The organism is Nitrospira sp. (genome assembly GCA_029194535.1).
In the GTDB taxonomy this organism is placed as follows: domain Bacteria; phylum Nitrospirota; class Nitrospiria; order Nitrospirales; family Nitrospiraceae; genus Nitrospira_C.
Genome location: JARFXR010000001.1, coordinates 797,810 through 824,012, shown reverse-complemented (window position 1 = coordinate 824,012; position 26,203 = coordinate 797,810). Strand labels below are relative to the sequence as shown.

General features: G+C 62.5%; 26 protein-coding genes and 1 pseudogene. 12 read left to right on the top strand and 15 right to left on the bottom strand.

Translation table 11 applies throughout. The annotated features are described in order from the left end of the window. The first annotated feature begins 72 nt into the window (after positions 1–72). On the top strand, positions 73–888 hold the full coding sequence (locus P0111_03820) for an alpha/beta fold hydrolase (protein ID MDF0643134.1): 816 nt from the start codon (positions 73–75) through the stop codon (positions 886–888). Here P0111_03820 and folE read toward each other — a convergent pair. The 9 genes from folE to P0111_03775 all read right to left on the bottom strand — a co-directional run bounded on the left by folE (position 885) and on the right by P0111_03775 (position 9,556). Continuing rightward, the gene (gene folE, locus P0111_03815) at positions 885–1,526 is read right to left on the bottom strand and encodes a GTP cyclohydrolase I FolE (protein ID MDF0643133.1); all 642 of its coding nucleotides are present in this window, start codon (positions 1,524–1,526) and stop codon (positions 885–887) included. The genes P0111_03820 and folE overlap by 4 nt on opposite strands. 27 nt (positions 1,527–1,553) lie before the next feature. Continuing rightward, on the bottom strand, positions 1,554–1,967 hold the full coding sequence (locus P0111_03810) for a 6-carboxytetrahydropterin synthase (protein MDF0643132.1): 414 nt from the start codon (positions 1,965–1,967) through the stop codon (positions 1,554–1,556). A 124-nt stretch (positions 1,968–2,091) separates the two neighbouring features. Beyond that, positions 2,092–2,412 carry an iron-sulfur cluster insertion protein ErpA gene (erpA, locus tag P0111_03805; protein MDF0643131.1) on the bottom strand — a complete coding sequence of 107 codons (321 nt, stop codon included), beginning with the start codon at positions 2,410–2,412 and terminating at the stop codon, positions 2,092–2,094. A gap of 68 nt (positions 2,413–2,480) precedes the next feature. Beyond that, entirely contained in the window at positions 2,481–2,828 is a 348-nt protein-coding gene (locus P0111_03800) for a 2Fe-2S iron-sulfur cluster-binding protein (protein ID MDF0643130.1), read from the bottom strand. 10 nt (positions 2,829–2,838) lie between these two features. Beyond that, the gene (gene nuoF, locus P0111_03795; protein ID MDF0643129.1) at positions 2,839–4,140 is read right to left on the bottom strand and encodes an NADH-quinone oxidoreductase subunit NuoF; all 1,302 of its coding nucleotides are present in this window, start codon (positions 4,138–4,140) and stop codon (positions 2,839–2,841) included. 173 nt (positions 4,141–4,313) lie between these two features. Then, complete coding sequence (locus P0111_03790; GenBank protein MDF0643128.1) at positions 4,314–4,901, bottom strand: urate hydroxylase PuuD; 588 nt, start codon at positions 4,899–4,901, stop codon at positions 4,314–4,316. Between the two features lie 130 nt (positions 4,902–5,031). Beyond that, positions 5,032–5,970: a malate dehydrogenase gene (gene mdh, locus P0111_03785; GenBank protein ID MDF0643127.1), complete on the bottom strand. Its 939-nt coding sequence runs from the start codon at positions 5,968–5,970 to the stop codon at positions 5,032–5,034. Between the two features lie 109 nt (positions 5,971–6,079). Next, a complete protein-coding gene (locus tag P0111_03780; GenBank protein ID MDF0643126.1) occupies positions 6,080–6,484 on the bottom strand; it encodes a hypothetical protein in 405 nt (134 codons plus the stop codon). A 48-nt stretch (positions 6,485–6,532) separates the two neighbouring features. Further along, on the bottom strand, positions 6,533–9,556 hold the full coding sequence (locus P0111_03775) for a VWA domain-containing protein (GenBank protein ID MDF0643125.1): 3,024 nt from the start codon (positions 9,554–9,556) through the stop codon (positions 6,533–6,535). Between the two features lie 110 nt (positions 9,557–9,666). Between P0111_03775 and P0111_03770 the strand changes: the two genes are divergently transcribed. Further along, positions 9,667–10,089 carry a ferredoxin-thioredoxin reductase catalytic domain-containing protein gene (locus P0111_03770; GenBank protein MDF0643124.1) on the top strand — a complete coding sequence of 141 codons (423 nt, stop codon included), beginning with the start codon at positions 9,667–9,669 and terminating at the stop codon, positions 10,087–10,089. A gap of 207 nt (positions 10,090–10,296) precedes the next feature. Here P0111_03770 and P0111_03765 read toward each other — a convergent pair. The 6 genes and pseudogenes from P0111_03765 to P0111_03740 all read right to left on the bottom strand — a co-directional run bounded on the left by P0111_03765 (position 10,297) and on the right by P0111_03740 (position 17,390). Then, a pseudogene (locus tag P0111_03765) lies at positions 10,297–10,398 on the bottom strand (microcin H47). A 329-nt stretch (positions 10,399–10,727) separates the two neighbouring features. After that, the gene (locus P0111_03760; GenBank protein ID MDF0643123.1) at positions 10,728–11,150 is read right to left on the bottom strand and encodes a glycine zipper family protein; all 423 of its coding nucleotides are present in this window, start codon (positions 11,148–11,150) and stop codon (positions 10,728–10,730) included. Then, positions 11,147–11,455 (bottom strand): DUF167 domain-containing protein, encoded by a 309-nt coding sequence (locus P0111_03755; protein MDF0643122.1) that lies wholly within the window; start codon positions 11,453–11,455, stop codon positions 11,147–11,149. Before P0111_03755 ends, P0111_03760 begins: the two co-directional genes overlap by 4 nt. Before the next feature lie 26 nt (positions 11,456–11,481). Then, on the bottom strand, positions 11,482–12,312 hold the full coding sequence (locus tag P0111_03750; GenBank protein ID MDF0643121.1) for a CbbQ/NirQ/NorQ/GpvN family protein: 831 nt from the start codon (positions 12,310–12,312) through the stop codon (positions 11,482–11,484). Between the two features lie 78 nt (positions 12,313–12,390). Next, on the bottom strand, positions 12,391–15,882 hold the full coding sequence (locus tag P0111_03745; GenBank protein ID MDF0643120.1) for a PAS domain S-box protein: 3,492 nt from the start codon (positions 15,880–15,882) through the stop codon (positions 12,391–12,393). Positions 15,883–15,884: 2 nt separating this feature from the next. Next, on the bottom strand, positions 15,885–17,390 hold the full coding sequence (locus tag P0111_03740) for a phosphatidylglycerol lysyltransferase domain-containing protein (protein ID MDF0643119.1): 1,506 nt from the start codon (positions 17,388–17,390) through the stop codon (positions 15,885–15,887). A gap of 83 nt (positions 17,391–17,473) precedes the next feature. On the opposite strand from P0111_03740, the gene P0111_03735 reads away from it, so the two are divergent. From P0111_03735 to P0111_03690, 10 genes are all read left to right on the top strand, one after another. Beyond that, a complete protein-coding gene (locus P0111_03735) occupies positions 17,474–18,571 on the top strand; it encodes a GGDEF domain-containing protein (GenBank protein ID MDF0643118.1) in 1,098 nt (365 codons plus the stop codon). A gap of 108 nt (positions 18,572–18,679) precedes the next feature. After that, on the top strand, positions 18,680–20,113 hold the full coding sequence (locus P0111_03730; protein ID MDF0643117.1) for a hypothetical protein: 1,434 nt from the start codon (positions 18,680–18,682) through the stop codon (positions 20,111–20,113). A gap of 84 nt (positions 20,114–20,197) precedes the next feature. Continuing rightward, a complete protein-coding gene (locus P0111_03725; GenBank protein ID MDF0643116.1) occupies positions 20,198–20,452 on the top strand; it encodes a glutathione S-transferase N-terminal domain-containing protein in 255 nt (84 codons plus the stop codon). A 95-nt stretch (positions 20,453–20,547) separates the two neighbouring features. Beyond that, positions 20,548–21,762 carry a KamA family radical SAM protein gene (locus tag P0111_03720; GenBank protein ID MDF0643115.1) on the top strand — a complete coding sequence of 405 codons (1,215 nt, stop codon included), beginning with the start codon at positions 20,548–20,550 and terminating at the stop codon, positions 21,760–21,762. Next, positions 21,762–22,916, top strand: coding sequence for a 2'-deoxycytidine 5'-triphosphate deaminase (locus tag P0111_03715; protein ID MDF0643114.1), 1,155 nt, complete (start codon positions 21,762–21,764; stop codon positions 22,914–22,916). Before P0111_03720 ends, P0111_03715 begins: the two co-directional genes overlap by 1 nt. Before the next feature lie 14 nt (positions 22,917–22,930). Then, on the top strand, positions 22,931–23,344 hold the full coding sequence (locus P0111_03710) for a hypothetical protein (GenBank protein ID MDF0643113.1): 414 nt from the start codon (positions 22,931–22,933) through the stop codon (positions 23,342–23,344). A gap of 19 nt (positions 23,345–23,363) precedes the next feature. Beyond that, complete coding sequence (locus P0111_03705; protein ID MDF0643112.1) at positions 23,364–24,089, top strand: TIGR04283 family arsenosugar biosynthesis glycosyltransferase; 726 nt, start codon at positions 23,364–23,366, stop codon at positions 24,087–24,089. A gap of 45 nt (positions 24,090–24,134) precedes the next feature. Beyond that, entirely contained in the window at positions 24,135–24,896 is a 762-nt protein-coding gene (locus P0111_03700) for a TIGR04282 family arsenosugar biosynthesis glycosyltransferase (protein ID MDF0643111.1), read from the top strand. A 10-nt stretch (positions 24,897–24,906) separates the two neighbouring features. Then, positions 24,907–25,641 (top strand): SDR family oxidoreductase, encoded by a 735-nt coding sequence (locus P0111_03695; GenBank protein MDF0643110.1) that lies wholly within the window; start codon positions 24,907–24,909, stop codon positions 25,639–25,641. 13 nt (positions 25,642–25,654) lie between these two features. After that, positions 25,655–26,059 (top strand): hypothetical protein, encoded by a 405-nt coding sequence (locus tag P0111_03690; GenBank protein MDF0643109.1) that lies wholly within the window; start codon positions 25,655–25,657, stop codon positions 26,057–26,059. Positions 26,060–26,203 lie beyond the last annotated feature (144 nt).

Here is a 26,203-nt window from a genome sequence, read left to right as displayed (position 1 = left end):
ATGACTCACTGCTGAGGAGAAGGTCTTGGAAGCACTTGACGGCATCGAGCCGAAGTTGCTAGGAGACGGAGGTTGCCGGAGGCCACCGTGATTCAGGAGGTGAACGGAATACGATTGGGCTACACCGACCGGGGGGCGGGGCTTCCGCTCGTGTTCCTCCATGCCTTCCCGTTCAATCGGACGATGTGGGCCCGACAGGAAGCGCTGGCGTCCCGGTTCCGGATCATCACCGTTGACCTTCGAGGACATGGGGAATCCGACGCGCCGGCCTGGCGCTATAGCCTGGGTCAATATGCCGCCGACGTGCAGAGACTTCTGGACCGGCTCGGCGTGTCGCGCGCGGTGTTTGTCGGATTGTCCATGGGCGGCTACCTGGAGTTCGCCCTGTACCGACATTGTCCGGATCTGATACTGGCCTTGGTCTTCGCCGACACGAGAGCGGAAGCGGACCGGGCGGAGCAGGTCAAGTGGCGGTTCGATCTGGCGCAACGAACTGCGGCCGTGGGCCCCTCCGCGGTCATCGACGACATGCTGCCGAAGCTGCTGTCTCCGAACGCCTATGGGCGGCGTGCCGACCTGGTCGAAGAAGTCCGTGCGATCATCGCTGCGGCGCCGGTCCACGGAATCGTCGGAGACTTGATGGCGATGGCGGAGCGACCCGACTCGAGCGAATTGCTCTCAACGATCGCGCGGCCGGTCCTGGTGATCGTCGGTGAGGACGACGTGCTGACTCCACCGGCCGATGCCCGGCGGATCGCGCAGGGGATTCCTGGAGCCCGGCTGGTCACGATTCCCGATGCGGGGCACTTGAGCAACATGGAACAGCCGGACCTGTTCAACCATGCGCTGACGGAATTCGCAGGCAGACTCTCCGCCGAGAGCCGCTAGCCCAAATCTCCCACCCCGTTCCGGCTGATCAACTTGAGAAATTCCGCGCGGGTCTGCTGTTGGGTCCTGAACGCGCCGAGCATCGAGCTGGTGACGGCGATGGTGTTCTGTTTCTCGACTCCGCGCATCATCATGCAGAGATGCTGAGCTTCCATGACGACACCGACACCGTGCGCGTTCAGCTGCTGCTTCAACGTTTCAGCGATTTGCGTCGTCAGTCGTTCCTGTACTTGTAAACGGCGGCTGAACACGTCCACGACGCGAGGGATCTTGCTGAGGCCCACGACTTTCTTGTTCGGCAGATAGCCCACATGACACTTCCCGAAGAACGGAAGCATGTGGTGCTCGCACAGGCTGAAGAAATCGATGTCCTTGACGATGACCATTTCATCGTATTCGATCGGAAACATTGCGCCGTTGAGGAGCTGATCGATGTTGTGATGATACCCCTTGGTCATGAACTGCAGCGCCTTGGCGACGCGTTCGGGCGTCTTGAGCAGACCGTTGCGGCTCGATGTCTCTCCCAACGCGTCGAGCAGTTGCGCGACTAAGGATTGGATCCGCTCCTCACTCGCCGGCCGCTTGATGGACGGGAGGTCTTCGGTGCGCTGCAAGACACGACGACGTGATATAGCCATGGAGAGTCCTATCCTTCGCGGATGCGTTCAGCGAGGTACCGCCGGGGCCGCGTACTCGAAATAGTTGTCCCGCGTTTCAATGACGCCCACTTTTTCCAGCCGTCCGACCGGCAGCTTGGGCGCCAGCAGGCTCCAGATGAGCTTGACCAGATTCTCGCCGGTTGTGGTGAGCGCGGAAAATTCCGAATCTCGATTCAGATCCTGATGATCGAACCGTTCGACGATCGTCTCCTCGACGATCCGATCCAAGCGCTCAAGCGGAACGGCGTCGCCGCCGGGGCCGCTTCGGACCGTGACCAGCACGACGTAATTATGGCCATGGCCGTTCGGATTGTTGCACTTGCCGAACGCCGTCCGGTTTTCTTCGGGCGTCAAATGGTCCGTATGCAGCCGGTGCGCGGCGCAGAACCGATACCGTCTGGTCATGCTGAGTTGCGGCATGCTTGTCGGTGGATCCGGGGTCCTCGCGAAAAACGAAAAGCCAGGACCGCCCGTTCGACCGAGCGACCCTGGCTTCCTTCGTCACTCCCTATCGTCGGCGCTCGTACGGCAAGCCCGTAAGCCGTTAGGCGCTGAATGAGCTGCCGCACCCGCAGGTCGTCTTGGCTTGCGGATTCTTGATGGAGAATCCGGAACCCTGTACGCTGTCGACGTAATCCACTTCCGCGCCCTGGAGGAGCGGTGCGCTCTGGGAATCCATAATGACCTTGACGTCGCCCTTTTCAATCACGGTATCATCCTCGGCCATCTTGGACTCGAACGCCATGCCGTACTGATAGCCGTGACAGCCGCCGCCGCGGACGTAGATCCGCAGTCCGACCACGTCCTTTTCTTCCTTCATCAATTCTTGAATCTTCTGTTCCGCCACCGCTGTGATCGTCACCATCGTGGGCCTCCTTACTCGTCAGCCAGACCTTCCGGGCCTGCCTGGATTCGCTTTAGTGTAACACCTCTCTACCGAATATCAACACCCCGCGCCTCGGATTGTCCAGTGGTCGGCGCCGTCCACTTGGTTTCCGGTACTTTCACCACAACGTCGCCCAGGATCTTAGCCTGACACCCGAGCCGATGCCAAGGCTCGCTGAGCGCTTCGCGGTCCAACAGATCCTGTTCTTCGAAATCGATCTCCGACAGATGCTCTCCCCCGCTCTGAACCTCGACACGGCAGGTCGTGCAGGAGGCGTTGCCGCCGCAGTCGTGGTTCAACGGAAACCCCAACTCCTTCGCGGCGTCGAGCAGGGTGGTATTCCGCACCACCGTGCCGCTCGTGCCCTTCGGATGAAGAAACGTCACGTGAGGCATCCACCCCTCGTCAATGGACCGTCGTGTCGACCGGCGCGGCCGGGAACGGACATCGCCGCAAGCGAATGTGCTCTTCGAACTCATGCCGGAACAGCTTCAGGCTGCTCTGCACCAACACAGAGGCACCGGTCACGAGCGTGCAATACCCCGTCCCCTTCACAAAACCACAGAGCTGGAGCAAGCTGTCCAGATCCTGCTGAGTCCCCTCGCCGGCTTCGATCTTGGTCATCAGGTTCGCGAGGTTGATGGTGCCCATCCGGCAAGGCGGGCACTGGCCGCAACTCTCGCCTTTGAAAAAATTCGAGAACTTCAGGGTCTGACGGACCATGCAGGTCGCGTCGTCGACCACGATCACGCCGGCCGATCCGAGTCCGGTGCCCGCCTTCTTCAGCGAATCGAAATCCATCGCCAGATCCAATTGGTCGGCGGTGACCATTGAGAATGCGGGACCGCCCGGAAACACCGCTTTGATCTTTCGTCCGCCCGGCACGCCGCCGCCGCAGGTTTCGATCAAATCCCGAATCGTGATCCCCATCGGCATTTCATAGACGCCGGGACGGTTGACCGCCCCGCTCAGCGAGAACATCATCGTCCCCGGGCATTTGTCGGTGCCTACCTGCGCAAACCACTGGGCACCCTTGGACAGAATGCGCGGGATGTTGCACAGCGTCTCGACGTTATTGACGAGCGTCGGCTTGCCGTAGAGGCCGAAGTCGGTCGGATAGAACGGCGGCTTTTGGCGCGGCATCGCGGGCCGCCCTTGCATGGATTCCAGCATCGCCGTCTCTTCGCCGGCCACGTAGCTGCCGTGCCCTTCGAACACTTGGAGATCGATGTCGATGCCGCTGCCGAGAATGTTCTTGCCGACGAAGCCTCGTTCCTTGGCCTGGGCCAATGCGCGCTTCAGATTCTCGCGCTCCTCCTCGTACTCGTGATTCACATAGATGAAGGAGGCCTTGGCCTGGGCGGTGCGGGCAGCGATGAGACAGCCCTCGATCAGCTGGTGAGGAGCGGTCTTCAGTAGATGGCGGTCTTTGAATGTCCCGGGCTCATGCTCCCCGGCATTGCAGACGAAATAATGCTCTTTCACCCGGTGATTTAAGACCTTGTCCCATTTGACGCCGGTGGGAAATCCGGCCCCGCCGCGGCCCCGGAGACCGGAGGCTTTGAGCTCCTGGACTACCTGCTCCGGAGAGAGTTCTCGGACACATTTCTTCCAGGCCTCATATCCTCCGACCTTGAGATAGGCGTCGATGTCCCAGGGCGGACCGTCGAGCTTTTGAAGGACACGAGGCTCCGTCAACGTCACCATAGTGCGGGTACTATACGGGGGACGGGCCGGCCCGTCAAGGCAAGGCGAAGAGAATAGGCCTGAATCTCAACAGGTTAGGACCACAGCCCTAGGGTGGACTGGGTATATTGGTCTGGGAAGCCGGTAGATGTACGAGGCCGGTCCCGCGAACTGGGCCGGCCTCGTATTATCGACTACTTGAAGTGGCTGCCTGCGCCCATGAAGAACAGCATGGGAATGGACAGGAGGAAATTGACGCGGGAGGCCAGCAACGCCGTACGACCCCACTGGGCCATTTCGGCCGGAGCCGGCGTACCCTGTGCCGCCGCCGTCACCGCCGCGATGATTTTCTTTTGGTTCGGCCAGATGACGGCATGCACGTTCGCCATCATGATGATCCCCAACAGGCCGCCGATAGCGAGGGCGTAGGCGCCGGTCCCGCCGTTCATGTACAGCTTCCCGTACAGCAGGATGCCGGCGAGCACCGTCACCGTCGCGCCGTGACGAAACCAGTTCAAGGCCGACGGCATCAGTTTCGGGATCACGGCGTTCTTCGTCGGACCATCCAGGCTTTTCAGGAACGCGGCATTGATCAAGTTGAAGAAATACAGCAACCCGATCCAGGTGATCCCCGCCAGGAAGTGGATCCAGCGCAACAGAATTCCGGTCCAATCCGCGTCGCCGGCGCCCACGCCCGAGAGGCCGAGAAAGACAATAATCAACACGACGGCGAGCGCAAAACCGGCTCCCATCGTTTGCATCGGATCTTCAAGAAATTTCATAGGGTCTCCTCATTCAGTGCGGTGCTGGAACGTGTTCTCTACTGTAGCCTCTCTTCGCTTGTCAAGCGAGGCGGGATTGCCACCCTTCCGATCGGTGGCTGTCCGGCTCACGGTCGACGAGTCGCGTTTCTCAGGCCATCAGGCGATCGACCGTCTGACACAGCTCCCGCACCGCCTCCGCCGAGGCGGAGAGCGCGCGGCGTTCCTCGGCGGTCAACTCGTACTCGACCACCTGCTCGGCCCCGCCCCTGCCGATCTTCACCGGCACGCCGACGACGACGTTGTTGAGTCCGTACTCGCCGTCGCACAGCACCGCGCAAGGCAACACCCGCTTTTGATCTCGGTGGATGGCCTCCACCATGTCCACAGCGGCGGCGGACGGCGCGTAGAACGCGCTGCCGGTTTTCAGCAGTCCGACGATTTCCGCCCCGCCGTCTCTGGTGCGCTTCACGATGGCATCCAACCGCTCCTTCGCCAATAGCTCCGACACCGGACGGCCTTTGACCGTCGTATACCGTGGCAGCGGCACCATGGTGTCGCCGTGTCCGCCCAACACCATCGCTTCCACCTCGGGGCCCGGCACGTTCAGCTCGGCGGCGATGAAAGTGCGCATCCGCGCGGAATCGAGCACGCCGGCCATGCCGATGATCCGGGCTTTCGGCAAACCGCTCACCCGGAGCGCCACGTGCACCATGGCGTCCAACGGATTGGTGACCAGAATCAGAATGATGCCCGGAGAACGCGAAACCAGCTCGCTCACCACCGACTTCACGATCCGGGCATTGGTGGTCAGGAGTTCGTCACGACTCATACCGGGCTTGCGCGGTATGCCGGACGTGATGACTGCGACCGACGAACCGGCCGTCGCCTCATAGCCGTTGCTTCCGACCACCTGCGTGCTGTAGCCGCAGACCGGGCCGGCCTGCGAGATGTCGAGCGCCTTCCCCTGGGGGACGCCCTCGATGATATCCACGAGCACGACGTCATAGGCGTCCTTTTCCGCCAATCGTTGCGCCGTGGTGCCGCCGACGTTTCCCGCGCCGACTACGGTGATCTTGTGTCGCTTCATACTTCCTCCGGTCAGTCCTGAGTGCTGAGTCCTGAGTGTTGAGCAAAGAGCAGGGTCGTCCCGTCCCAGAGCGTCTCAGCACTGAGCACGTTCCGCTCAGCACTGCTCATCAGTGTTCGTGCTCCGTCCATCCGGCCACCTTGAAATTGATCGTACACACGAAATTTTCCCCGTCGTAGAAATTGACCTTGATCTTTTTCTTGCCGTACGTCCGGGCCAGAAAATCCTCCGGATTGTCGACCAGTTCCTGATAGCCCCCGGCCGGGTATTCACCGAGATCGTGAAAGACCACGATCATACCCACTTTGACTTCCTGCAGGACCTTGATCGAACACCGAGGGTAGACCTCCCAGAACTTGGCTTCGATCATGTCCTTCGTCGGCTCGGGACGGTCTTCGCCCGGTTTGATCGGCTGCGCAAACTTCGCCAAGCGCCGCACGTAGGGATACTGGTGGCCCGTGAAGAGTTTATAGAGCCACGGCGGCACGGTCGGTTTCCCTGAGACGTTCGTCATCAATCCTTCCCGCCTCGATCTCGTTCCCCCTCTATCCGGTCGCCCCCTTTATCCCCTCGAAGCCATCAGCCTCTGATAAATCCGCGGCAGCTTCGCCGGAAGCGCCTCGACACGATCGATCACCGCATAACCCACGTCCCCGTACATTCGTCGGAGATACGTATCCGATTCCCGGTCGATGGTCACGCAAAAGGGAATGATGCCGCGCCGCTTCGCTTCCTGCAACGCCGCCTTCGTGTCCTCCAGCGCATAGTCGTCTTTGTATTCCCCGTCCAGCGGCCTCCCGTCGCTCAGCAGCAGCAAGAGGCGTGTTTTCGCGTCGTGAGCCAGCAGCTTCGCCGATGCATGGCGGATCGCGGCGCCGTCCCGGTTCTGCTGTCGCGGACGAAGCCCGCCCACTCGATGAGCGGTGACGCTGCCCAGCCGCTCGTCGAAGTCCTTGACGGTCAAGAACTCGACCGACGCGCGGCCTTGCCCGGAATAGGCGTACAGAGCATAGCGATCGCCCAGGGCATCCATGGCTTCACAGAGCAACACGAGGCTTTCTTTCTCGACATCGATCACCCGCCGCGCCCCATTCACCTGCTTGCCGGTGGACCCGCTCACATCGACCAGGAATGCCGCCGCCACGTCGCGCTCACGCTTCTCTCGTCTGAGGTAGACCCGATCGCCCCCTTCAGCCCCTGCCAGAAGATCGGCGAACCGCCGCACGACCGCATCGAGGTCGATATCCTCCCCGTCAATTTGCCCCGATACGCGCCGCCATGCCGGAGGGCGCAGGCATTCGAACGCCCGCCGCAGCGACACTATCGCGCTACGATGCGACGTCAGCACCGAGGACACGCACTCGTCCGACCCGGCCTCGGCCTGCCGCTCGATCACCCGACACCAATTCACCCTGTAATCCTGAATGACGCTGTCCCATTCGGGGTAATACACGGCTCGTGCCCCATCGGTTCGCGTGACGGGCGTCGGCTGGGCATCCACGTCGAGCGCCAGCAGCTCTTCTACCACTGACGGGAGTGATCGGCCGCCGCCCAGAACGTCCCCCGCCGATTCTCGGTCTCCCTGTTGGGACTGCTCCCCCTCGGACGGTTGGGCCGTCGGCTGCTCATCCGGATGCGCCGATCGCCCGACGGCGTCGTTCGGCTGCGCCGTCTCGTCGCCGTCCCCTGTCACGAACTCGGGATTCATCTCGCCGCGATAGGCCCAATTCGTCACCGGCCGGTAGCGGTCACCGCCGTGCTCGGCGGAGGCCGGTCCCATGCCGACCTCCTGCTCCTCATCCCGCCGGTCGCCGGCGATCATTTCGGTCCGCGGCGCCAACAGCTCTTCCATCTGGACGTATACCTCGTGCGCGCAACGGACCGAGTCTTCGGCCGTCGATGTTCCCTCGAGCACCGACCGGCACAGTGTCCAGAGGATCGCCACTTCATTGCGCACTCCATGGGGAACGGCGGTGTCCGCTGATTCTCCGGTCGTGAGCCGCAGAAGACAATCCACGATCAATTCCTTCGCGGTCAAGCCCTGGGCCGGATCGCGCGGCGTCACGGCCTCTTCGGCCAGCCGGGCCAGGTCCTCGCGTAAACCGGGATACTCTTCACGCAGTAACCGCTCGACCCGGGCGTCTTCCAACAGCATCCATAGGTCTCGCATTAAGCCGGGATGCGGATAAAGACGAAACAGCTCCCCCAGCGACCCGAGCGGCGGATCGATGGCGCGGTCATATCGCTGTGAAACGGTGCCGCAGAGGTCGGATAGAGACTCGAGCTTCAGACGATAGGTTCCGAATTGCAGATGACCCGCTTCATGGGCGGCCATGACAAGATACAGCCGCTCGTTCCGGTCGGCGGTCGGATAGCGGCGCAGCAGGGCGGGCAGGAAGATCGTCCGACCGTCGGCGCTGACGGTTGCGCGGGCCGTGGTCGAGACGTCGGAATCGGAACGAGCCGCCATCGCGACGTCGGTACCGCAGAGCCCTTGCACGAACAACTTCAGCCGGCGAGCGACCCGTCTGAGCGGCACTCCGCTCAAGGCCTGTTCGACCGACGCGAGGGCCTTGTGGGTCTCCGTCGCGAAGTAGGCGCGCGCGCCTTCGGCATTGTACGCCAGTACCTCCATGCCCGATTTGAACCACTCTTCAAAACGGGACCCGGCCTCAGGACCGTCGCCGATCAGGGCGACGACGTCCGGGGCGCGCCGGAGATAGGCCAGGGCCGATTCGGCATCTTGCTCCGCCACCAGGAGACCATACTGGAGGACCTTTAGCCGCAGCTCGGTCGACGGCAATGAGCGCAAGAGGCGGGGAGATTCCGCCAACCACTCGATGCCGGCCTGCGGCGCGCGCCCGGCCAGGAGGGCGCCCAAGGCCACGACCTTGGATCGAAGTGGGCTCGGTTCGACGTCCCGCAGAATCGCGGGACTGGTCCGGAGAAATTCGATCGTAGCGACGTAATCCGGCTTCCCCAAGCTGTTCGGCGTGATCAACATCATGCCGAACGAGAGCCACCGACGCACCTCATCCAGCGGCAGCACGGGAACGAGGGCCGGAATCTGTCGGATATATTCGAGCCCGACCACCACATCCACGGCCGTCAGCTCGACTCCGACATCGAGCCAGCCACGCAGGTGCTCGCCGGGCAGAGAGGACACGAGCTGGGGAGACGTCCGTAGATACTCGAAGGCGACGTTGGGATCCTGATCGGCCAGTTCGAGGCAGATGGCAAGGACGTCCGCCCGCGACGCGGGCGGCTCGATGACGCCCAGGATCAGGGGACTATCCCTGAAATATCGAAGCGCCGTCGCGCCGGAGGTCTCGGACAGTGCGATACCCAGATCGAGCCACGCGAGCACCGAAGACAACGCGGAGCGACGATCCAGCTCCGGCAGCGCCTCGATCGCCGCCCGAGCCGCCTTCGCAGACACGGAGTCCAACTCCTCTAAGAGCGTCAGCACGGCGGCCGGCGGGACCGATTCGTCGGCCAGACGCCGCCCCACTCGTCCGCCCGCGGCCGGACCGAGTTCCGTCGCAAGACGGCTGAGGAGCTGCTGTTGTGCTGGTACGCCGGTCATGATTTCCGTTTCGGTCCATGCAGGGGCTCGGATTGTAAAGGAGCCCCTGCCGCTTGTAAACTAGCTTTCGGTCCTCTTTCATCCTTCAGAATCAGCATAGGAGCGCCGCCGTGGCAGAACCGACGCAGGAGAGCCTCGACAAGATGCGGAAATATGTAAAGGGCTTTGCCGAGAAAAGCGGCACGACCATGCATCCCAATCCTGCCGTGACCGAAGCGGTGGTCAAGGGTCTGGCCATGCACGTGGACGAACTTGGGAAGCCGCTGTGCCCCTGCAATTTCTACAAAGACAAGCAGGCCGAAGCCAAACTGCGTCGCTGGATGTGCGCCTGCGACGAGATGCAGATCTACAAATATTGCCACTGCCTGCTGTTCGTGCGAGAGGACGGAATGCCGATCACCGAGTATCTACCGGAAGGTCACGAAGGGCGGGAAGTCTACGGAATCGTCACCGATCCCACGCCGGACAAAGGCCGGGCGCTGAAACACAAAGCGGTTCAATCCTCTCTCACGCCTGCTGCGGAGAAACCTTGATCGGATGAAATTCCTTCGTGCGACTCTTGCCGAAGCTCGGGTGAATGAACGAGCGGGTGACGTTGACCTGGGCGCCCGTCCGCCCGCAGCGGGAGCCCCACCCGGCTAGTCCCAGCCCGTCACCTCATACCCCTTCTCGATCAGACAGTGCACCACCGCGTCCGCATAGGGCGGGTCCGGTTCAAGCGGACGATAGGCCCCTCCCAACGATCCGATGATCAGACCGAGCCCAGCCCCGGCTGCGGCGCCGATGGCAACGCCGGTCGGACCGCCGGCGATACCGCTGGTCGCCCCGACGGCTGCGCCAGCGATCAATCCGAGCCCGGCGCCGGCCGCGACATTGCCGCTCCGTGCCTCTGTTCCCGGTTTCAACCCGGCCGCCTCCGCCTTCCGCTGACATTCCGCAACGTCCAGTTTTGCTCCCTCGCGTCCTTGAAGTTGGTAGGTCGCATTCGCCCGCAACAGCGGCTGAGGCCCTGCGCAGGCGGCGGTCGCGACGGCCATCAGGAGGAGCGCGAGCACGGGCTTTCCACTCCGCGATCCTCCCGTGCGCGGCAGCAGACCTGGCGGTTGGGAGGCCGGGACCATGAGCCGAGTCCCCTGTCTCGCCGCGGCGAACCGCTTGTCCTGCGACTGATCTAATTCCATCCCGTGACCTCGTAGCCTTTCTCCTGCAAACAGCGGTTCACAAAATTGGTGTATGCAGGATTGCCCTGTGACTTGGAGGTGAACAGCCCCATGAGGAATCCCCATGTGGCTCCGCTCGCTGCGCCGATGGCGGCCCCCAGGCCGGGCGAACCGGTGATGGCGCCTCCGACGGCGCCGCTGGCGGCGCCGATGCCGGCGCCCACGGCTGTGCTCTTTGCGACACCTCCCGCCTTCCCTGTTGCCTCGTCGGCACCGGCTGACTCGGCCATTTGCCTGCAGTCCTTGATATCGGCTTCCGCAGCTTCCGTCCCGACCGACTGCAGATGTGCGTTGGGATACAAGATGGGCTTGGGACCGGCGCAAGCCACAAGTGCGGCGGCACTGACCGCCACAATGACCTGCCTTGTGTTCATGACCACCAACTGTAGCGGGCCAGATGGGCCTCAAGCTGCCGGGCGGACACACCGCGGATCAGCAGCCGCTTGCGCCGCGCGGTGACGCCCGATTCGATGCAGATCGCACGCAAGGGAACGTCGAACTCGTCGGCCAAAAATGCAATGAGCGCATCGTTGGCCTCCCCATTCGCGGGAGCGGCGGCCACACGGATTTTCAGCGCGTTTCCGTGTTTGCCCGCCCAGGCTGTGTGTGATGATTTCGGCTGCAGATGGATGGTCAGGACCGCACCGTCTTTCCCGTCGCACAGTAGCGGGGTCGTCATCCAACAGCTCGAGTACGAGGGGCGCGCTAGAAGATCGCTTTGACCAGTTCCAGGATGCTGCGCTGCATGTCCGGATCGTCGGTCACCGGTCTAGCCACGGCCACGTCGCAGGCCTGGCCGACCGGAATGCCTTCCCGAATCAGCGTCGCGGCATAGATTAAGAGCCTGGTGCTGACGCCTTCTTCCAACCCGTGATTCTTGAGATTGCGGACTTTGGCCCCCAACTTGACCAGTTTCCCGGCGACCTCCGAGTCGACGCCCGCTTCTCGCCGGACGATCTCCATCTCCACCTCGGCAGCGGGATAATCAAACTCAATGGCCATGAACCGCTGCTTGGTGCTCGGCTTGAGATCCTTGAGCACGCTTTGATAGCCGGGATTGTAGGAAATGACGAGCAGGAATTCCTCCGCGGCCTCGATGACCTGGCCTTTCTTCTCAATCGGCAGAAGCCGCCGATCGTCGCTGAGCGGATGGATGATGACCGTGGTGTCCTTTCGTGCCTCGACCACCTCGTCAAGATAGACGATGGCCCCGTGCTTGACCCCGAGCGTGAGCGGACCGTCCACCCAGACGGTCTCCTGTCCTTTCAGCAGATAGCGACCCACCAGATCGGAGGCGGTGAGATCCTCATGACAGGCCACCGTGATGAGAGGCCGATTCAACCGGTAGGCCATGTGCTGGACGAACCGCGTCTTGCCGCATCCGGTCGGTCCTTTGAGCATGACGGGCATGCGGCACTTGGCGGCCGTCAGAAAGAGCTGCACCTCGCCTCGGACGTTCGCGTAGTACGGTTCCTGGGCGACGCGGTAGCGCCCAATGTCGATCTCATGCGCCGGTTCGGTCACGCCGTTCCCCATTGAATCCTTGACGGGCACGATAAACGGAACCGCGGCTGAAGATCAAGGGAAGAAGGCGCGCCGCGAACGGAGGTGCGGTCACGCATTCACGCCGTCGAGGACCTCCCGCACCTTCCTGGCCAAGCCGACCGGGGTAAAGGGCTTGGGAAGGAAGGACGTTTCGCGCGAGACCCCGCCTTGCTCGAACACCGGATGATCGGGATATCCGGACATATAGAGCACTTTGGTTTCCGGACGAAGGCCGCGAAGCTTTTCGGCGACTTCCGGTCCGCTCATCTGAGGCATGACCACATCCGTCAACAACAAATGGATGGGACCCGTGTGTTTAGCGACGGTCATCAGCGCTTCGATGCCGTGACGAGCCTCGAGCACCGTGTAGCCGTGCAGGCGGAGGGTTTCATGGACCAGGCCACGGACCGCCGGCTCATCTTCGACCAATAAGATGGTCTCCCGGCCGTGTGCCGGATCGACGGTCTCGCCGGATCCGCTTGCTCCCGGCCGGTCCTCCGCGACCAGAGGAAAGTAGATCTTGAACACGGTGCCTTGTCCGGGCACGCTCTCCACGGCGATGGTCCCGTTGCTCTGTCTGACGATGCCGTACACCGTCGACAATCCCAGCCCTGTGCCCTTGCCCTTTTCCTTGGTGGTAAAGAAGGGCTCAAACAAGTGTGAGCGGGTTTCGGCGTCCATGCCGTGCCCCGTATCGCGTACCGTCAACTGAACATAGGCGCCCGGCTCCACGCCGACGGCATTCTTGCGCGACCCTTTCCCGATCGTGACGTTGCACGTCTCGATGGTCAGCCGGCCGCCCTTCGGCATGGCATCCCTCGCGTTGACCGCGAGGTTCATGATGACCTGCTCCATCTGCCCGGGATCGGCCCGGATCGCGCCGATGTTCGGCGCAAGCTCGGCGCAGAGATCGATGATGTCCTCACCGAGCAAGCGGCGCAGCATGCCGTCCATGTTGGCGACGAGCGCGTTCAGATCGACGAGCTTGGGAGCGATGAACTGCCGGCGGCTGAACGCCAGCAACTGCCGCGTCAATCCCGAGGCGCGATCGGCCGCCTTCTTCACTTCTTCCATGTCTTTGCGCATGGAATCACCCGGCCGCAGACGCGCGAGCAGCAATTCGCTGTAACCTCGGATGACGGTCAGGAGATTGTTGAAGTCGTGCGCCACCCCTCCTGCCAACCGTCCGACGGCTTCCATTTTTTGCGCCTGCTGCAATTGCGCCTCGGTCTGGCGCAACGCGTCCTCCGTCCTCGTCCGCTCGCCGAGCTGGCCGATCTTCAGACAGATGTCGTCGATCATTTTCAGCAGTTCGTCGTCCGGCGGCCGAACCTGTCGGCTGAACAGTTCAATGACCCCTTCGACCTCGGTTCCGACGCGGACCGGAAAACCGAAGGCGCCGTGGAGTCCGGCCGCCCGCGCCTGCTCGGCGTACGGCGATTGCTCGTCCACCGTGACGTCGGTGACCCAAGCCGGCCGTTCGGTGGCCCAGATGCGTCCCGGAAGCCCCTCTCCGGACTTGACGAGACTCGTCCAGGTGACCGCCGAAAACGCCTCGAACCCGATCGACGGGTGCGGCCATTGATCGATGCATCGCAACGCCCCCTCCGCCTTGTCGACCCGCCAGAAAACCCCGTAGTCCCATTCCAGATTCTGCCCCACCGCCTGAACGATCTTGGGCACGGCTTCTTCCAACGTGCGGGATTCCGCGAGCACCCTCGTGACTGAATACTGGACCGTCAGACGCTCTTCCGCACGTTTCCTCATGGTGATATCGGAGAATGAAACGACCGCGAGGGCGGGCGCTCCCTGTCCCTTCAATCCTACCGGCCGGGAATTCACCTCCAGCCATCTCACCTCTCCGTCGGCCTTGTAGAAACCCATGACTACGCCGGAACAGGACGCTCCGCTCCGCAGCGTCACCGCCACGGGGTGGTGCTCAGGAGGAAACGGCCGTCCGTCTTCGTAGATGGTCTTCCACATCGGATCGTCAAGCGGCCGCTTCATGAGTTCTGCCAAGGGCATGCCCAGGATCCGCTCCGCGCTGGCATTCCCTGTGCGGAGCACACCTTGATCGTCGATGACGAGCACGCCTTCATCCAGCGCATTCACGACCGACCGGTAGCGGACTTCGCTCTCCCGAAGCTTCGTCTCCGCTTCTCGACGCTCGGTGATGTCCCGGGCGAAGGCGCTGAAGAAGAACGTATCCCCGATCCGTACCGGAGAGATCGACAGCTCGACCGGGAACTCTCGACCCGAACGATGGAGCGCCAGCACCTCGACACGCTTATTGAGGATGTGGCTTTCACCGCTGGCCAAATAGTGGCGGAGTCCGCGCTCGTGGGCCTCGCGATCCCGCGGCGGAATGATCACTTCGCCCAGGAGACGCCCCAGCGCTTCGTCGCGTCCCCATCCGAAAATCGCGGCCGCTTGCGCGTTCCAGTCGGTGACGATGCCGCGTGAATCGATCGTCACGACGCCGTCCAGCGCCGTATCCACGATGGCGCGGTTCCGTTCCTGGCTCTGCAACAGGGCCGCCTCGGCCGCCCGCGCCCAGGCGCTTTCCTGCTGCGCCTGCTGATACTCTTTGCGCAATTTGGACGTCGACCAGAGGACCATAAACAGCATGGGCAGCCACACGGCGGCGCCGGAGATCCCGACCTTCCATAGGATCGATCGGATCGGATCGAAAATCCGATCCTGCTCCATGCGCACCAACACATGCCAGCCCAGTGCGGGGATGTCGCCGAACCCCTTGGTCTGCGCATAGCCCGTCACCACGGGGACGCCACGGTACTCTTCTTCCACAAAGCCCGGGCCGCCTGCCTTGCTGGCGGCCGTGGATGGCGGACGAATCTGGCCGAGATCTTGGGGACTCTTGTGCAGGAGATCGGAATCAGCAAACACCACTCCGCTGCCCGTCACCATCTGGTAGGACACGGGACCTGCAAATTCCTGCCGCGTTTCGAGCGACCGTGCGGTCCGCATCGTCACTTCTTCAAGAACGGGAACCGCGACCCGCGTCGTCACGGCCCCCAGGAACGCGCCTTCGGAATCCAGAATCGGAGCGGTGAACGCGACGGTTTCAATCCCCTGGTCCGCTTCGTGCACTGCGACGTCCTGGATCAACAATTTCTTCGTGGCCCGGACTTCTTGGAACCATGCGGTCGACGCCTGGCTCTTTCCGCGCAGGGCAGGATCCGTCGACGCCACAACGACTCCCTGGTCGTCCGTGACGCCCATCCAGTGGTAGACCGGGGCGTAGGTCGACTTCATCCATCCCAGATAGCCGGTGAGGTAGGCAGAATCGAACGGACTGAGCGAAAACGCCCGGGCCAGCAGTTGGACGTCACCACGCCGTTCGAACAACAGGCGATCGAGCTTATCGGAGGCTTCGGCGGCGGCCACCATCAGATCTTCACCGGCCGCCGCGACAAGACGATGTTCCACATGGCGCAGCAGCACGACACCCACTCCCGACGCCACAAACGTGAGCAGGACGATGGACAGCGGCAGCCATCGATAGCGTTGCGAGATGAGCGGTGTTTGAAAATTCGGCATCGTCAGCTACGACGGTCCTCGAGAAGCCTGTACTGTCGGACCCGCATGATCGGGTGATACGAGTCCTTGGATCGACTCAATCCCGACAGGCCGGCCCCGTCCATGGTGTTGATGAATCCCGCCCCGCGGGCCACCGCCTCACGGCAGGTCTCTCGAAACAGGTACTGGGCGAGACCGGAAATCGCGCGGTCCGCGACTTCCAGCAGCACGCACCAGGTGGCGGGCGTCAGCCAGCAGCCGAATGTATAGGCCCGGATCTCCCCCTCGACGCGCACCACGGTTCCGCTTAAGCCCAAGTCCGAGAAATGAGACCAGGCGATCTCGTGCGTTGAGGCGGCGTCTTCCAGCAACAGCCGCCCGAATGGGTCGAGTACACCCGCCTGTTTCTGTTCTCGCCATCGCTGGAGCAACCGGCGGCATTCCGTGCGGTCCCGAAGCGCATACGGAGCCACCCGCACCTGGCCCGACCGCTCGACCTTGTTGCAGAGCGCGCGTTGCGATTTGAACCGGTCACCGGAAAGCGCGGCCAGATCTCCCGCCCGGTACAGATAATCACCGTCTCCAGCTTCGAGTCGATACCCCAAGACTTCCAGTCGAGCAGCCAGCGCAGGGGAAACGTTGTCGATCCGGTGGACCGGTGAGTCGGCCCCGTTTCTGCGGCGCATCAGATCGAAGGCTGCGCCGATCGACTCCTGGATCGATCCGCCCCCCAGAGGAGGAAGGGGCATGAACCAGCCGTCCGCCGATTCGGCGAAGAGACAGAAGGCGCCGTACAGTTCCGCCCACCAATAACTCAGCAGAGTCGTGCACAGGTAGACGGAGGGCACGGAGTGCGCGGCCAGGCCCTGCGCGTCGGTGAGTCCGGAAGCGTCCAATGCTTCCGTCACTCTCGGGACATCCTCGAGGGTGAGCCGGTGCAACGCCACCGTCCCCCAGCGCGCCTGTACGGCGTGAGTCAACGCCGGCAGCCTCGACAATTCTACGACATCCGGCTGGAAGCGCCCGATCAGCCTGGGATGATCCACGACTGTCTTGAGCAGGTCCGGGTCATTGAGTCGGGCCGTCGTCTGATCGGCATGTCGCCGAATGGAGTCCGGAACCTGCTCTCGCATGAAGGGACACTTGCTGTCCCATCCCAGCACCACTTGGTCGTGCCCTTCACTCCACATCAACGCCAGGGGATAGAGTCGGCAATCAAAGGGTCTCTGGTCGTAAATGAGACAGCGGGCACTGGCGGAGTCGAAGGCGGGGCAGTGGAATCCATCGCCCTCCTCGTCGGGGACCAGGGTGATCTGACTTCCCTGCTGGGAGGGAAACCGGCCGGCATCCACACCTCCGGCCACCGCCCGGGTGACTTCTTCGGCCGTAAAGTACGGCCGGAGCGGGCTGTCCGGGTCAGGAAACCGACAGCACACGTCGCATCGGAGGCAGGTGCTGCTGGGAACCAACTGCGGAACGGAGCGGGTCGGCTTGGAAGGAGACAGGCTCTGCGCGGTCGGCACCGCCATCGAGGAACTCCTTGATTTTTCGCTCATTCTAGCACCGTTCTTGAGGAGCGACTACAAGGATATGGGTTTCGAAGCGCAGCCGCATGAAAAACCGACAATTCCTTGACCTCTGTGCCATCGGTGGGATACTGCAGCAGAATCCAATCGTTCTGCCGCCGCTCAACATCATGGCCGAATCACCCACTCCACCTCAATACGATTCACAGCTGTTGCTCAACTCGCACCCCTTTATTGTGACGGTGATTGACCCGCTCACCCATACAGTCGTGTTTCAGAACGATCGTTCGCGGACCAAGTTCGGAGACATCTCGAATGCAAGCTGCCACGAAAAGATCGCCGGCTGTGCCACACCATGCAGCTTCTGCCGGATGCCGGAAGCAGTCGAAACCGGACGGTTGTCCTCCAGTGAAGTGCCGCTGCCGAACGATGAACATCTCCTGATGCAATGGGCCAGAGTCGAAACGACGTCCGGAGCGACCCATATCATCGAAACGATCACCGACATCACCGCCCTCAAGCGGCAGCAGCAGGAGACCGAACGTCTCGTCACGAAACTGTCGGCGACCAATCGGGATCTGATCCAGGCAAATCAGCTCCTGCAAGATCAGTCCGTGCGAGACAGCCTCACCGGCCTGTACAACCATTCGCACTTCGAACAGACGCTGGTTCATTTGTGCGCGCTCGCGCTCCGGTCGATGCGTCCCCTCTCGCTGCTGTTCGTCGATCTCGACAATTTTAAACAGATCAACGACATGTATGGACACACCACGGGCGACCAAGTACTCCGGGAAATCGGCTGGCTGTTGGACAGTCAACAGGGCACCAGCCGTGGAATCGCGCGCGCCAGCGACTTCGCGGCGCGGTACGGCGGCGAAGAGTTCGCCCTGATTCTTCCCGACACGTCGATGGACGGAGCGCTCACCGCGGCCGAACGACTCCGCCATCGCGTGACCACGCTCACGATGTTGCCGGAACTCTCCGCCCTGACGGCACCCTCGTTTTCTCTCACCTGCAGCGTCGGTGTCGCATCCTTTCCCGTTCATGCGGACATCCCCACCGACCTCGTCAACGCCGCGGACGCCGCCGTGTACGCGGCCAAGCGGGCGGGCAAGAACTGCGTGCGCATGGCGACCCCCGCGTCCCCGCCCACGATCGTTCCCGGTCCCCTTGTACGATCATAGGGCGCGTGCTACGATCATTGACGTTGGTCGATTGTTACGAACATCGCTCCTGTTCATTTGACTACCTCCAATCTCCTGTATCGCTGTTCCGCCATTCGGGATGCACTGGTGGACGCGGGGTTGTTCACCGCGACTGCCGGAACCTCGACTGCGGCGGTACCTGACACCGCGGTGAACTCCTGGCGGATCGGGACGACTCCGTTCCTCCTGTCGGCCGAACAGACAGTCTTCTTCCACCGCTTGGGTCTCCATCTGCTGTCGTTCTATCGCGCGCTCAACCGACTGTACACGGAGAGTGTCCGAGGCCTGCAGCCCTCCTGGGTCGCCGAAGCCTTGGACCACGGAAAACCCGAAGGGCTCGTCACTTACAGTCGCATGAAGCGGTTTCGCAACCTGCTGCCCGCCGTGATCCGCCCGGATGTGATTCCGACCTCCGACGGGATGGTCATTACCGAGCTCGATTCGGTGCCGGGCGGCATCGGGCTCACCGCCGCTCTGAGCCATGTCTATACGGATATCCCCTCTTCCGCGCCGCCCCTGGCCCCGAGTCAAATAATCGGCGGACGAGAGGGGATGATCAGCGGTTTTGCCGCGATGCTGGCGCATCTTCGCGGTTCCCGTGAAGGATGCACGGCCATCGTGGTGTCGGATGAAGCCAAGGACTATCGGCCGGAAATGGCCTGGATGGCGGCGCAACTCTCCGGCCGTGGGGTCGAGACTCACTGCGTGGAACCGCGTGACGTCCGGTTCACGGAAGGGGGGCTCCGCCTCCTCGACGGCGACCGCGAAAAACCGATCGCCCTGATTTATCGGTTCTTCGAGCTGTTCGACCTGCCCAATATTCCCAAGTCGGAGCTACTACAGTACGCCGTGAAAAAGGATTGGGTGGCCGTCACGCCTCCGTACAAGCCGGCGCTGGAGGAGAAGTCGGCCTTCGCGCTGCTCCACCATCCGGTGCTCCGCCCTTTCTGGCGTCGGGAATTGGGCGAGGACACGTGGCTACACCTGACGGCGATCATGCCGCGAACGTGGCTGCTCGATCCGGCTCCGGTTCCGCCGTCGGCAACCATCCCTGGCCTGTCAATCGGCGATCGGGCTCTTGCAAACTGGCGGGATCTCGCATCGGCCACCCAGAAGGAGCGGCACTTCGTCATCAAGCCTTCCGGCTTCTCGGAGTTGGCGTGGGGAAGCCGGGGTGTATCGGTCGGACACGATCTACCTCAGAGCGAATGGGCGGGTGCGATCGACGGAGCCTTGGCCGCGTTTCCGCATACGCCCCACGTCCTGCAAGAGTTTCACAGGGGCCGGCAATATCACATGGAGTACTTCGATGCGGCCGGCGGCGAGATCCGCCAGATGGCGGGTCGGGCCAGGTTGTCCCCGTATTATTTCGTGACTGGCGAAAAGGTGGAGCTGGCTGGTATTCTGGCAACCGTCTGCCCGGCCGACAAGAAAGTCATCCACGGGATGAAGGATGCGATCCTGACTCCCTGCGCCGCTGCGGCGGGGGACACGGCTCCAGCACCAAGTGCTGAGCGATGAGTCCTGAAGCATACGGAAAATTGATGCGCGGTCTTTCGCATTCCCAACTCAGCACTCAGCACTCAGCACCCAGAGCTTGACGTCATGGCTCTGACGCTCTATCACGTCGATTGGTGTCCGGAGTGTGAAGCGGTGCGTCGCAAGCTCGACGAGGTGGGCCTGCCCTACGAGAGCGTCATTGTTCCCGATGTCCGGCCGTTCCGCAAACAGGTCTTCGAGGTGTCCGGGCAACACTATGTCCCGGTCTTGAAGGACGGCGACAAGGTGCTGACGGAAACCGATGAGATCCTGACGTACATCGAGCGCAAGGCTGAGGCGAATCATCCGACCCAGCGCTGAGCCGCCCGTCGGCCCCCGCACCGGCGTGACGAAATCGGGCAAACGCGGGGACGGAGCCGGCCTCGTCAATCACCAGCAAACGAGGGAGTGAGTCGATGGAGGAATGGAGACGGATCCTCGCCGACAGCATCGTCAAGCCGAAGGATCTCGCCGATCGCCTGGGCCTCGATGCCAAGGAGATCGAAGATATCGTCGGCCCCTATCCCATGCGGATCACGCCCACGGTGTTGAACACCATCCGGGCGAAAGACGACGCGATCTGGAAGCAGGTCATCCCGGATGTCGCCGAACTGGCCGACATCGACGCGGAGGATGACCCGCTCGAGGAAGACCTCATGAGCCCGGTGCCCCACCTGGTGCACCGGTATCCGGACCGTGTGCTCCTCATGGTGACCAATCAATGCCCGATCTACTGCCGGTTCTGCACGCGCAAGCGTCTGGTCGGCAAACCCGGGTTTCTCAAGAAAGGCGAACTGGATCGCGCCGTCGCCTACCTGCGCGCTCATTCAGAAGTGCGGGATGTCATCCTCTCCGGCGGCGATCCGTTGCTGTTGCCGGACCACCTGCTCGAACGCATCTTGAAGGCGCTCCGGACGATCCCGCATCTGGAGTTGATCCGCATCGGCTCCCGGGTGCCCGGCACGCTTCCTGAGCGGATCACGCCGGCTCTGTGCGAGATCGTGAAGCGATATCATCCGATCTACATGAATCTGCACTTCAACCATCCCGACGAGTTGACCTCGGCGGTCAAGGCGGCCTGCGGACGTCTGGCCGATGCGGGGGTTCCTCTGGGCGCCCAAACCGTGCTCCTCAAGGACGTCAACGACGATCCGGAAACCATGCGTCGCCTTGTCCATCAATTACTGCTGGCGCGGGTGAAACCGTACTATCTCTACCAGGCGGACCTGACCAAAGGCACAAATCATTTCCGCACCACGGTCGAGACGGGGTTGAACATCATCAAGGCGCTTCAAGGCCACACCAGCGGCATGGCCGTGCCGCACTTCGTGATCGACGCACCGGGCGGCGGCGGCAAGATTCCATTGCTCCCGGACGACTATCTGGTCCGCTTGAACGACGACGAGGCCGTACTCCGCAACTACGAGAACAAGCGCTTCCGCTACCCGCAGCCGAAAGAGGCGAGCGGCTCCTTCGACATGGCTCAGGAGAGACGTGAGTTGCCGATGGTCGGCGCGCGCGCCTCCTATCAGGACGAGGCCGACGGCTTCGCCCCCTGCGGCGACAGCTATCCCGATCGCGACGGCTATGCCGCGTGGGGCAACAGCTGCGGCGGCGATATGGACGACTGATGACCGTGGCTCCGGCTCAGGGCATCCTGCCCTACCAACAGATCACGCGATTGATCACCGGGGGCGGCATCACCGCGCCCCTTCCGATCGAGGACCGGCAGATCCAACCGGCCAGCCTCGACCTCCGCCTGGGCAGGAAAGCCTATCGATTGATCAGCAGTTTCCTGCCCGAGCTTTCGCCCATTTCCAGCCGCCTCGACGTGATGGACTTCTACCACTCCGACCTTGTGATGTATGAGATTGACCTGAGCGAGGGCGCGATCCTCGAGAAAGGCCATGTCTATCTCGTGCCGCTGCTGGAAGCTCTCAAGCTGCCGAAGACGCTGCGGGCGCGGGCCAACCCCAAGAGCACCACCGGCCGGCTCGACGTGTTCACCCGCGTCGTCACCGACCTCAATACCGGCTTCGACGAGATCCGCGCCGGTTATCACGGCCCCTTGTTCCTCGAAGTCGTGCCCCGTTCGTTCGCCGTCAAAGTCAAGACCGGGCAGAGCCTCAACCAGATTCGTTTCATCCGCGGCGAGGCGACGGCGCCCGATACGATGCTTCAGCGTCTGCACCGGCAGGAACCGTTGCTCTATCACAACATGCCCAGGCGCAAGGCCGTGGCCGCGAGGGAATTCCGCACCGATCACGGCCTGTTCCTCCGCATCGACCTCAAGGGAGAGGAGCGAGCGGGCGACGCCGTCATCGGCTATCGGGCGAAAAAGAACAGCCACGTCATCGACCTCTCCAAGGTCGGCTACTATGCGGCCGCCGATTTCTGGGAGCCTCTGTACCGGCACCGCCAGGGCAGCCTGCTGCTGGAGCCGGAGGAGTTTTATATTCTGGCCTCCAAAGAACGCATCTGTGTCCCGCCGGATTACGCGGCCGAAATGGTGGCCTACGAGGCGGCTTGCGGTGAACTGCGCACCCATTACGCCGGGTTCTTCGATCCGGGCTTCGGATACGGAACCGACGGTGAAATTGCCGGCACGCAGGTCGTGTTGGAGGTGCGCCCCCATGACGTCCCGTTCCTAATCCACGACGGACAAACCTTTTTCAAAGTCATCTATGATCGCATGATCGACGTGCCGAACCGCCTCTACGGCGTCGGGCTGGGCTCGTCCTATCAGCAGCAGGCCCTCACCCTCAGCAAACATTTCAAGGTATAGTGCAAGGTAGCGCCATGGCACCGACCGATCTTCCGACACCTCAATCAGACGACCAGCCGCCCCGTCCCGACAACAGACGCCGGAGCGAGCAGGACGGCGGCAGCGAGACGCAAATGCACGTGGTCGGCGTCATGGTCGGCACGGCGCTCATGTTCATCGGATTCCTGAACGTGTTCCTGTCGATCAGCGGCGGCTTCGAGATCAACGTGGTGCCGCTGCTGATCTACTTCGGAGGACTGGCCGTGTGGGCCAACGCTGCGATCGAGCTTCCCATGCTCCGGTACGGCGTGATCGCCTGCGCCCTCGCCTTGGCGTTCGCCTTCTTCCACTATGGAGAGGTGCTGTTCTGGCACAAGCAGGTCGTGTTCTGGGCCACGGTGGTGATCGTCATGTATTTCATGTTCAATGAGCCGAAAAAGCCCGCGTAAGCGCGGTGCGCCCTCCGACGTGCCTCCGGACCCGTCCCCGTCCATTTCGGTCATCATCCCGACTCTCAACGAAGCCGGGACGATCCGCGATACGTTACTCGCCACGGCCGGTCTCGGTTTCAGGGAGATCATCGTCGTCGATGGCGGCAGCACCGATCGCACGAGAGACATCGCGGCCGAGACGGCATCCGATCTTCGCCGAACGGGGACGTCTCCGTTGCTCCTTCTGACCGGCAAGTCGGGACGCGCCGTTCAGCTCAATACCGGCGCGCAGGCGGCCGGCGGCGAGATCCTGCTGTTTCTCCACGCGGACACCCACCTTCCGTCACAGGCCAAGTTCTCCATCGAAACGGCTCTGGCCGACCCTCCGGCCGTCGGCGGCCGGTTCGACGTGCAATTTGACATCCCCTCGGTTTGGGGCTATGTGATCACCGCACTGATGAACCTGCGCTCGCGCCTGAGCCATATCTCCACCGGCGATCAGGCTCTGTTCGTGCGCAAGGCGGTATTCGAAGAGTTGGGCGGCTTTCCCGAAATCCCCCTGATGGAGGACATCGAATTCAGCGCCAGATTGAAGCGTCGCGGACGAATCGTCGCGTTGCGCGACGTCGTCACCACGTCGGACCGGCGGTGGCGTCAACGCGGCCCGCTGAGAACGATCGCGCTGATGTGGAGCCTCCGATTCCTGTATCGGATCGGCGTGAGCCCACACCGTCTCGCGCGATTGTATCCAGCAGTGCGATGATTGGCAGGGAGGAAGTGCTGAGTCCTGAGTGCTGAGTAGTGAATTATGAGAAAGCCGTCGGACATCCGTCCCGGGTCACAGGTTGTGCAAGCCGAGAACGCCCTGATTATTTTCGCTAAAGCTCCCATCGCCGGGGAGGTCAAGACCCGCCTCTGTCCGCCGCTGACGCATGACGAGGCGGCGACGCTGCACGGCAGCTTCGTACTGGACATGCTGGAACGAACGAAGCTCGCCATGGACAAATGGAAGCTCCCGTTCGATCGCTATCTCGCCTGCGCCCCATCGTCCCAACACGTCTTCTTCAAGATTCTGGAAGCGCGGCACCGCGTACGCCTGATCGACCAGCTCGGCGCCGATCTCGGCGCGCGCATGCGTGAGGCCTGCAGCAAGACGTTCGGCTGCGGACACAAGCGTCTCGTCCTGGTGGGAACCGACGTACCCACCGTGCCGCTGGAACATTACCGGAAGGCGGCGGCCCTGCTGGAGGAGCATGACGTGGTGCTGGGTCCCGCGCAGGACGGCGGATACTATCTGCTGGGGCTGGCCAAGCGGGTAGACGGACTGTTCGACGACATCCCCTGGTCCACCGGTCAAGTCTTCCGGCGGACCTGCGAGAGAGCCGAAGCCCTGGGCCTTCGCGTCGCCTGGCTGCCGGAATGGCGCGACGTCGATACGATCGACGATCTGATTGTGCTCATCGAAGCCGGCGCCCGCGACATGACCCTGCCGAAGGCGGAGCGACAGTTCTCCGCCCGCACAGCCGGAACGCTGCAACTGCTCGCCAAACGGATTCGATCACGGGCATAATAGGATCGGTATGACTCATCGGGTCGCTCTCATCACCGGCGGGGCGAAGGGCATCGGGCGCGGGATCGCGCTGGACCTTGCCGCGCAACAGTGGCATGTCGCCATCTGCTATCGCACGAGCGCGGCGGAAGCGGAGGAGACGGCCGGGGCCATCGAAGCACGGGGCGGCAGGGCCTTGATCCGTCGCTGCGACGTGTCCGATCCCGCAGCGGCCCGGGAGTTCGCCGCCACGGTCGAAAAGGAATGGGGACGCATCGATGCGCTGATCAACGGCGCCGGTCCCTACCATCGCGTGAACCTGTTCGAGGAGACGGTCGAGGGCTGGAACGAGATGTTCGACGGTAATCTCCATCCCATCTTCTACCTCGCGCAGGCGGTCGCTCCCGGTATGAAAGCCAGGAAGTACGGTCGCATCATCACCTTCAGCATGGCGAACACGGAGCAGATGGTCTCGCAACCGGACGTCACCGCCCACTATATCGCCAAGGCAGGAGTGCTCATGCTGACCAGGACGCTGGCAAAACTCTTGGCGCCGCACGGCATCACGGTCAATGCCATCTCGCCCGGCTTCATCGACTCCGGCAGTGCGCCACCCGAAGAACTGGCGGGCATGGCCAAACGGATTCCGGCGGGATATATCGGGACCGTCGGCGACGTCGTGGCCGCCGCCCGTTTTCTGCTGAGCGAGGAAGCCCGGTACGTCAACGGAGCCAACATTCAGATCAGCGGGGCTTGGGGAATTTAGGAGGGAAGCGTACATGAAGACAGAGCAGGAGCGATCGAGCCACCGCCGGTTTGTGCAGGCGCTGCAACACGAACATCTGACTTGTGCCCGTCCGGACTGCGGAGGCCCGATGGACGTGACCGATCTGACCTCGCACAATGCCGGGGTGAAGACGTATCAAGCCGAATGCGAACGGTGCCATATCGTAGAGTCCATCACCGGCGAGCCGGGGACCTCTCCCTCCTGGGACGTCGCCTCGATCACCATGATGGCGGAGATGCATCTGCTGCACGATCAACCGACCTGCCCCTTCGACGATACCCCCATCACCTTCACCTCCATGCCCAACCCTCGCCGCAAAGCGCGCTACCGCCTCTCCTGCTTTTATTGCGGTAGACACACGGAAATGAACTGGCCCCCTCCTGAAGCCAAACGGTAAAACCGCCACGTTCTCTCCCTGAACTGTCTACCCGTCCATGGAACGTACACTTCCCATTTGGTAATGGACTCATGTTTGGAAACTCCGTCATCCCCGCGAACGCGGGAATCCAGGCCCACCTTCATACAGATGGAAAGCCTCAAA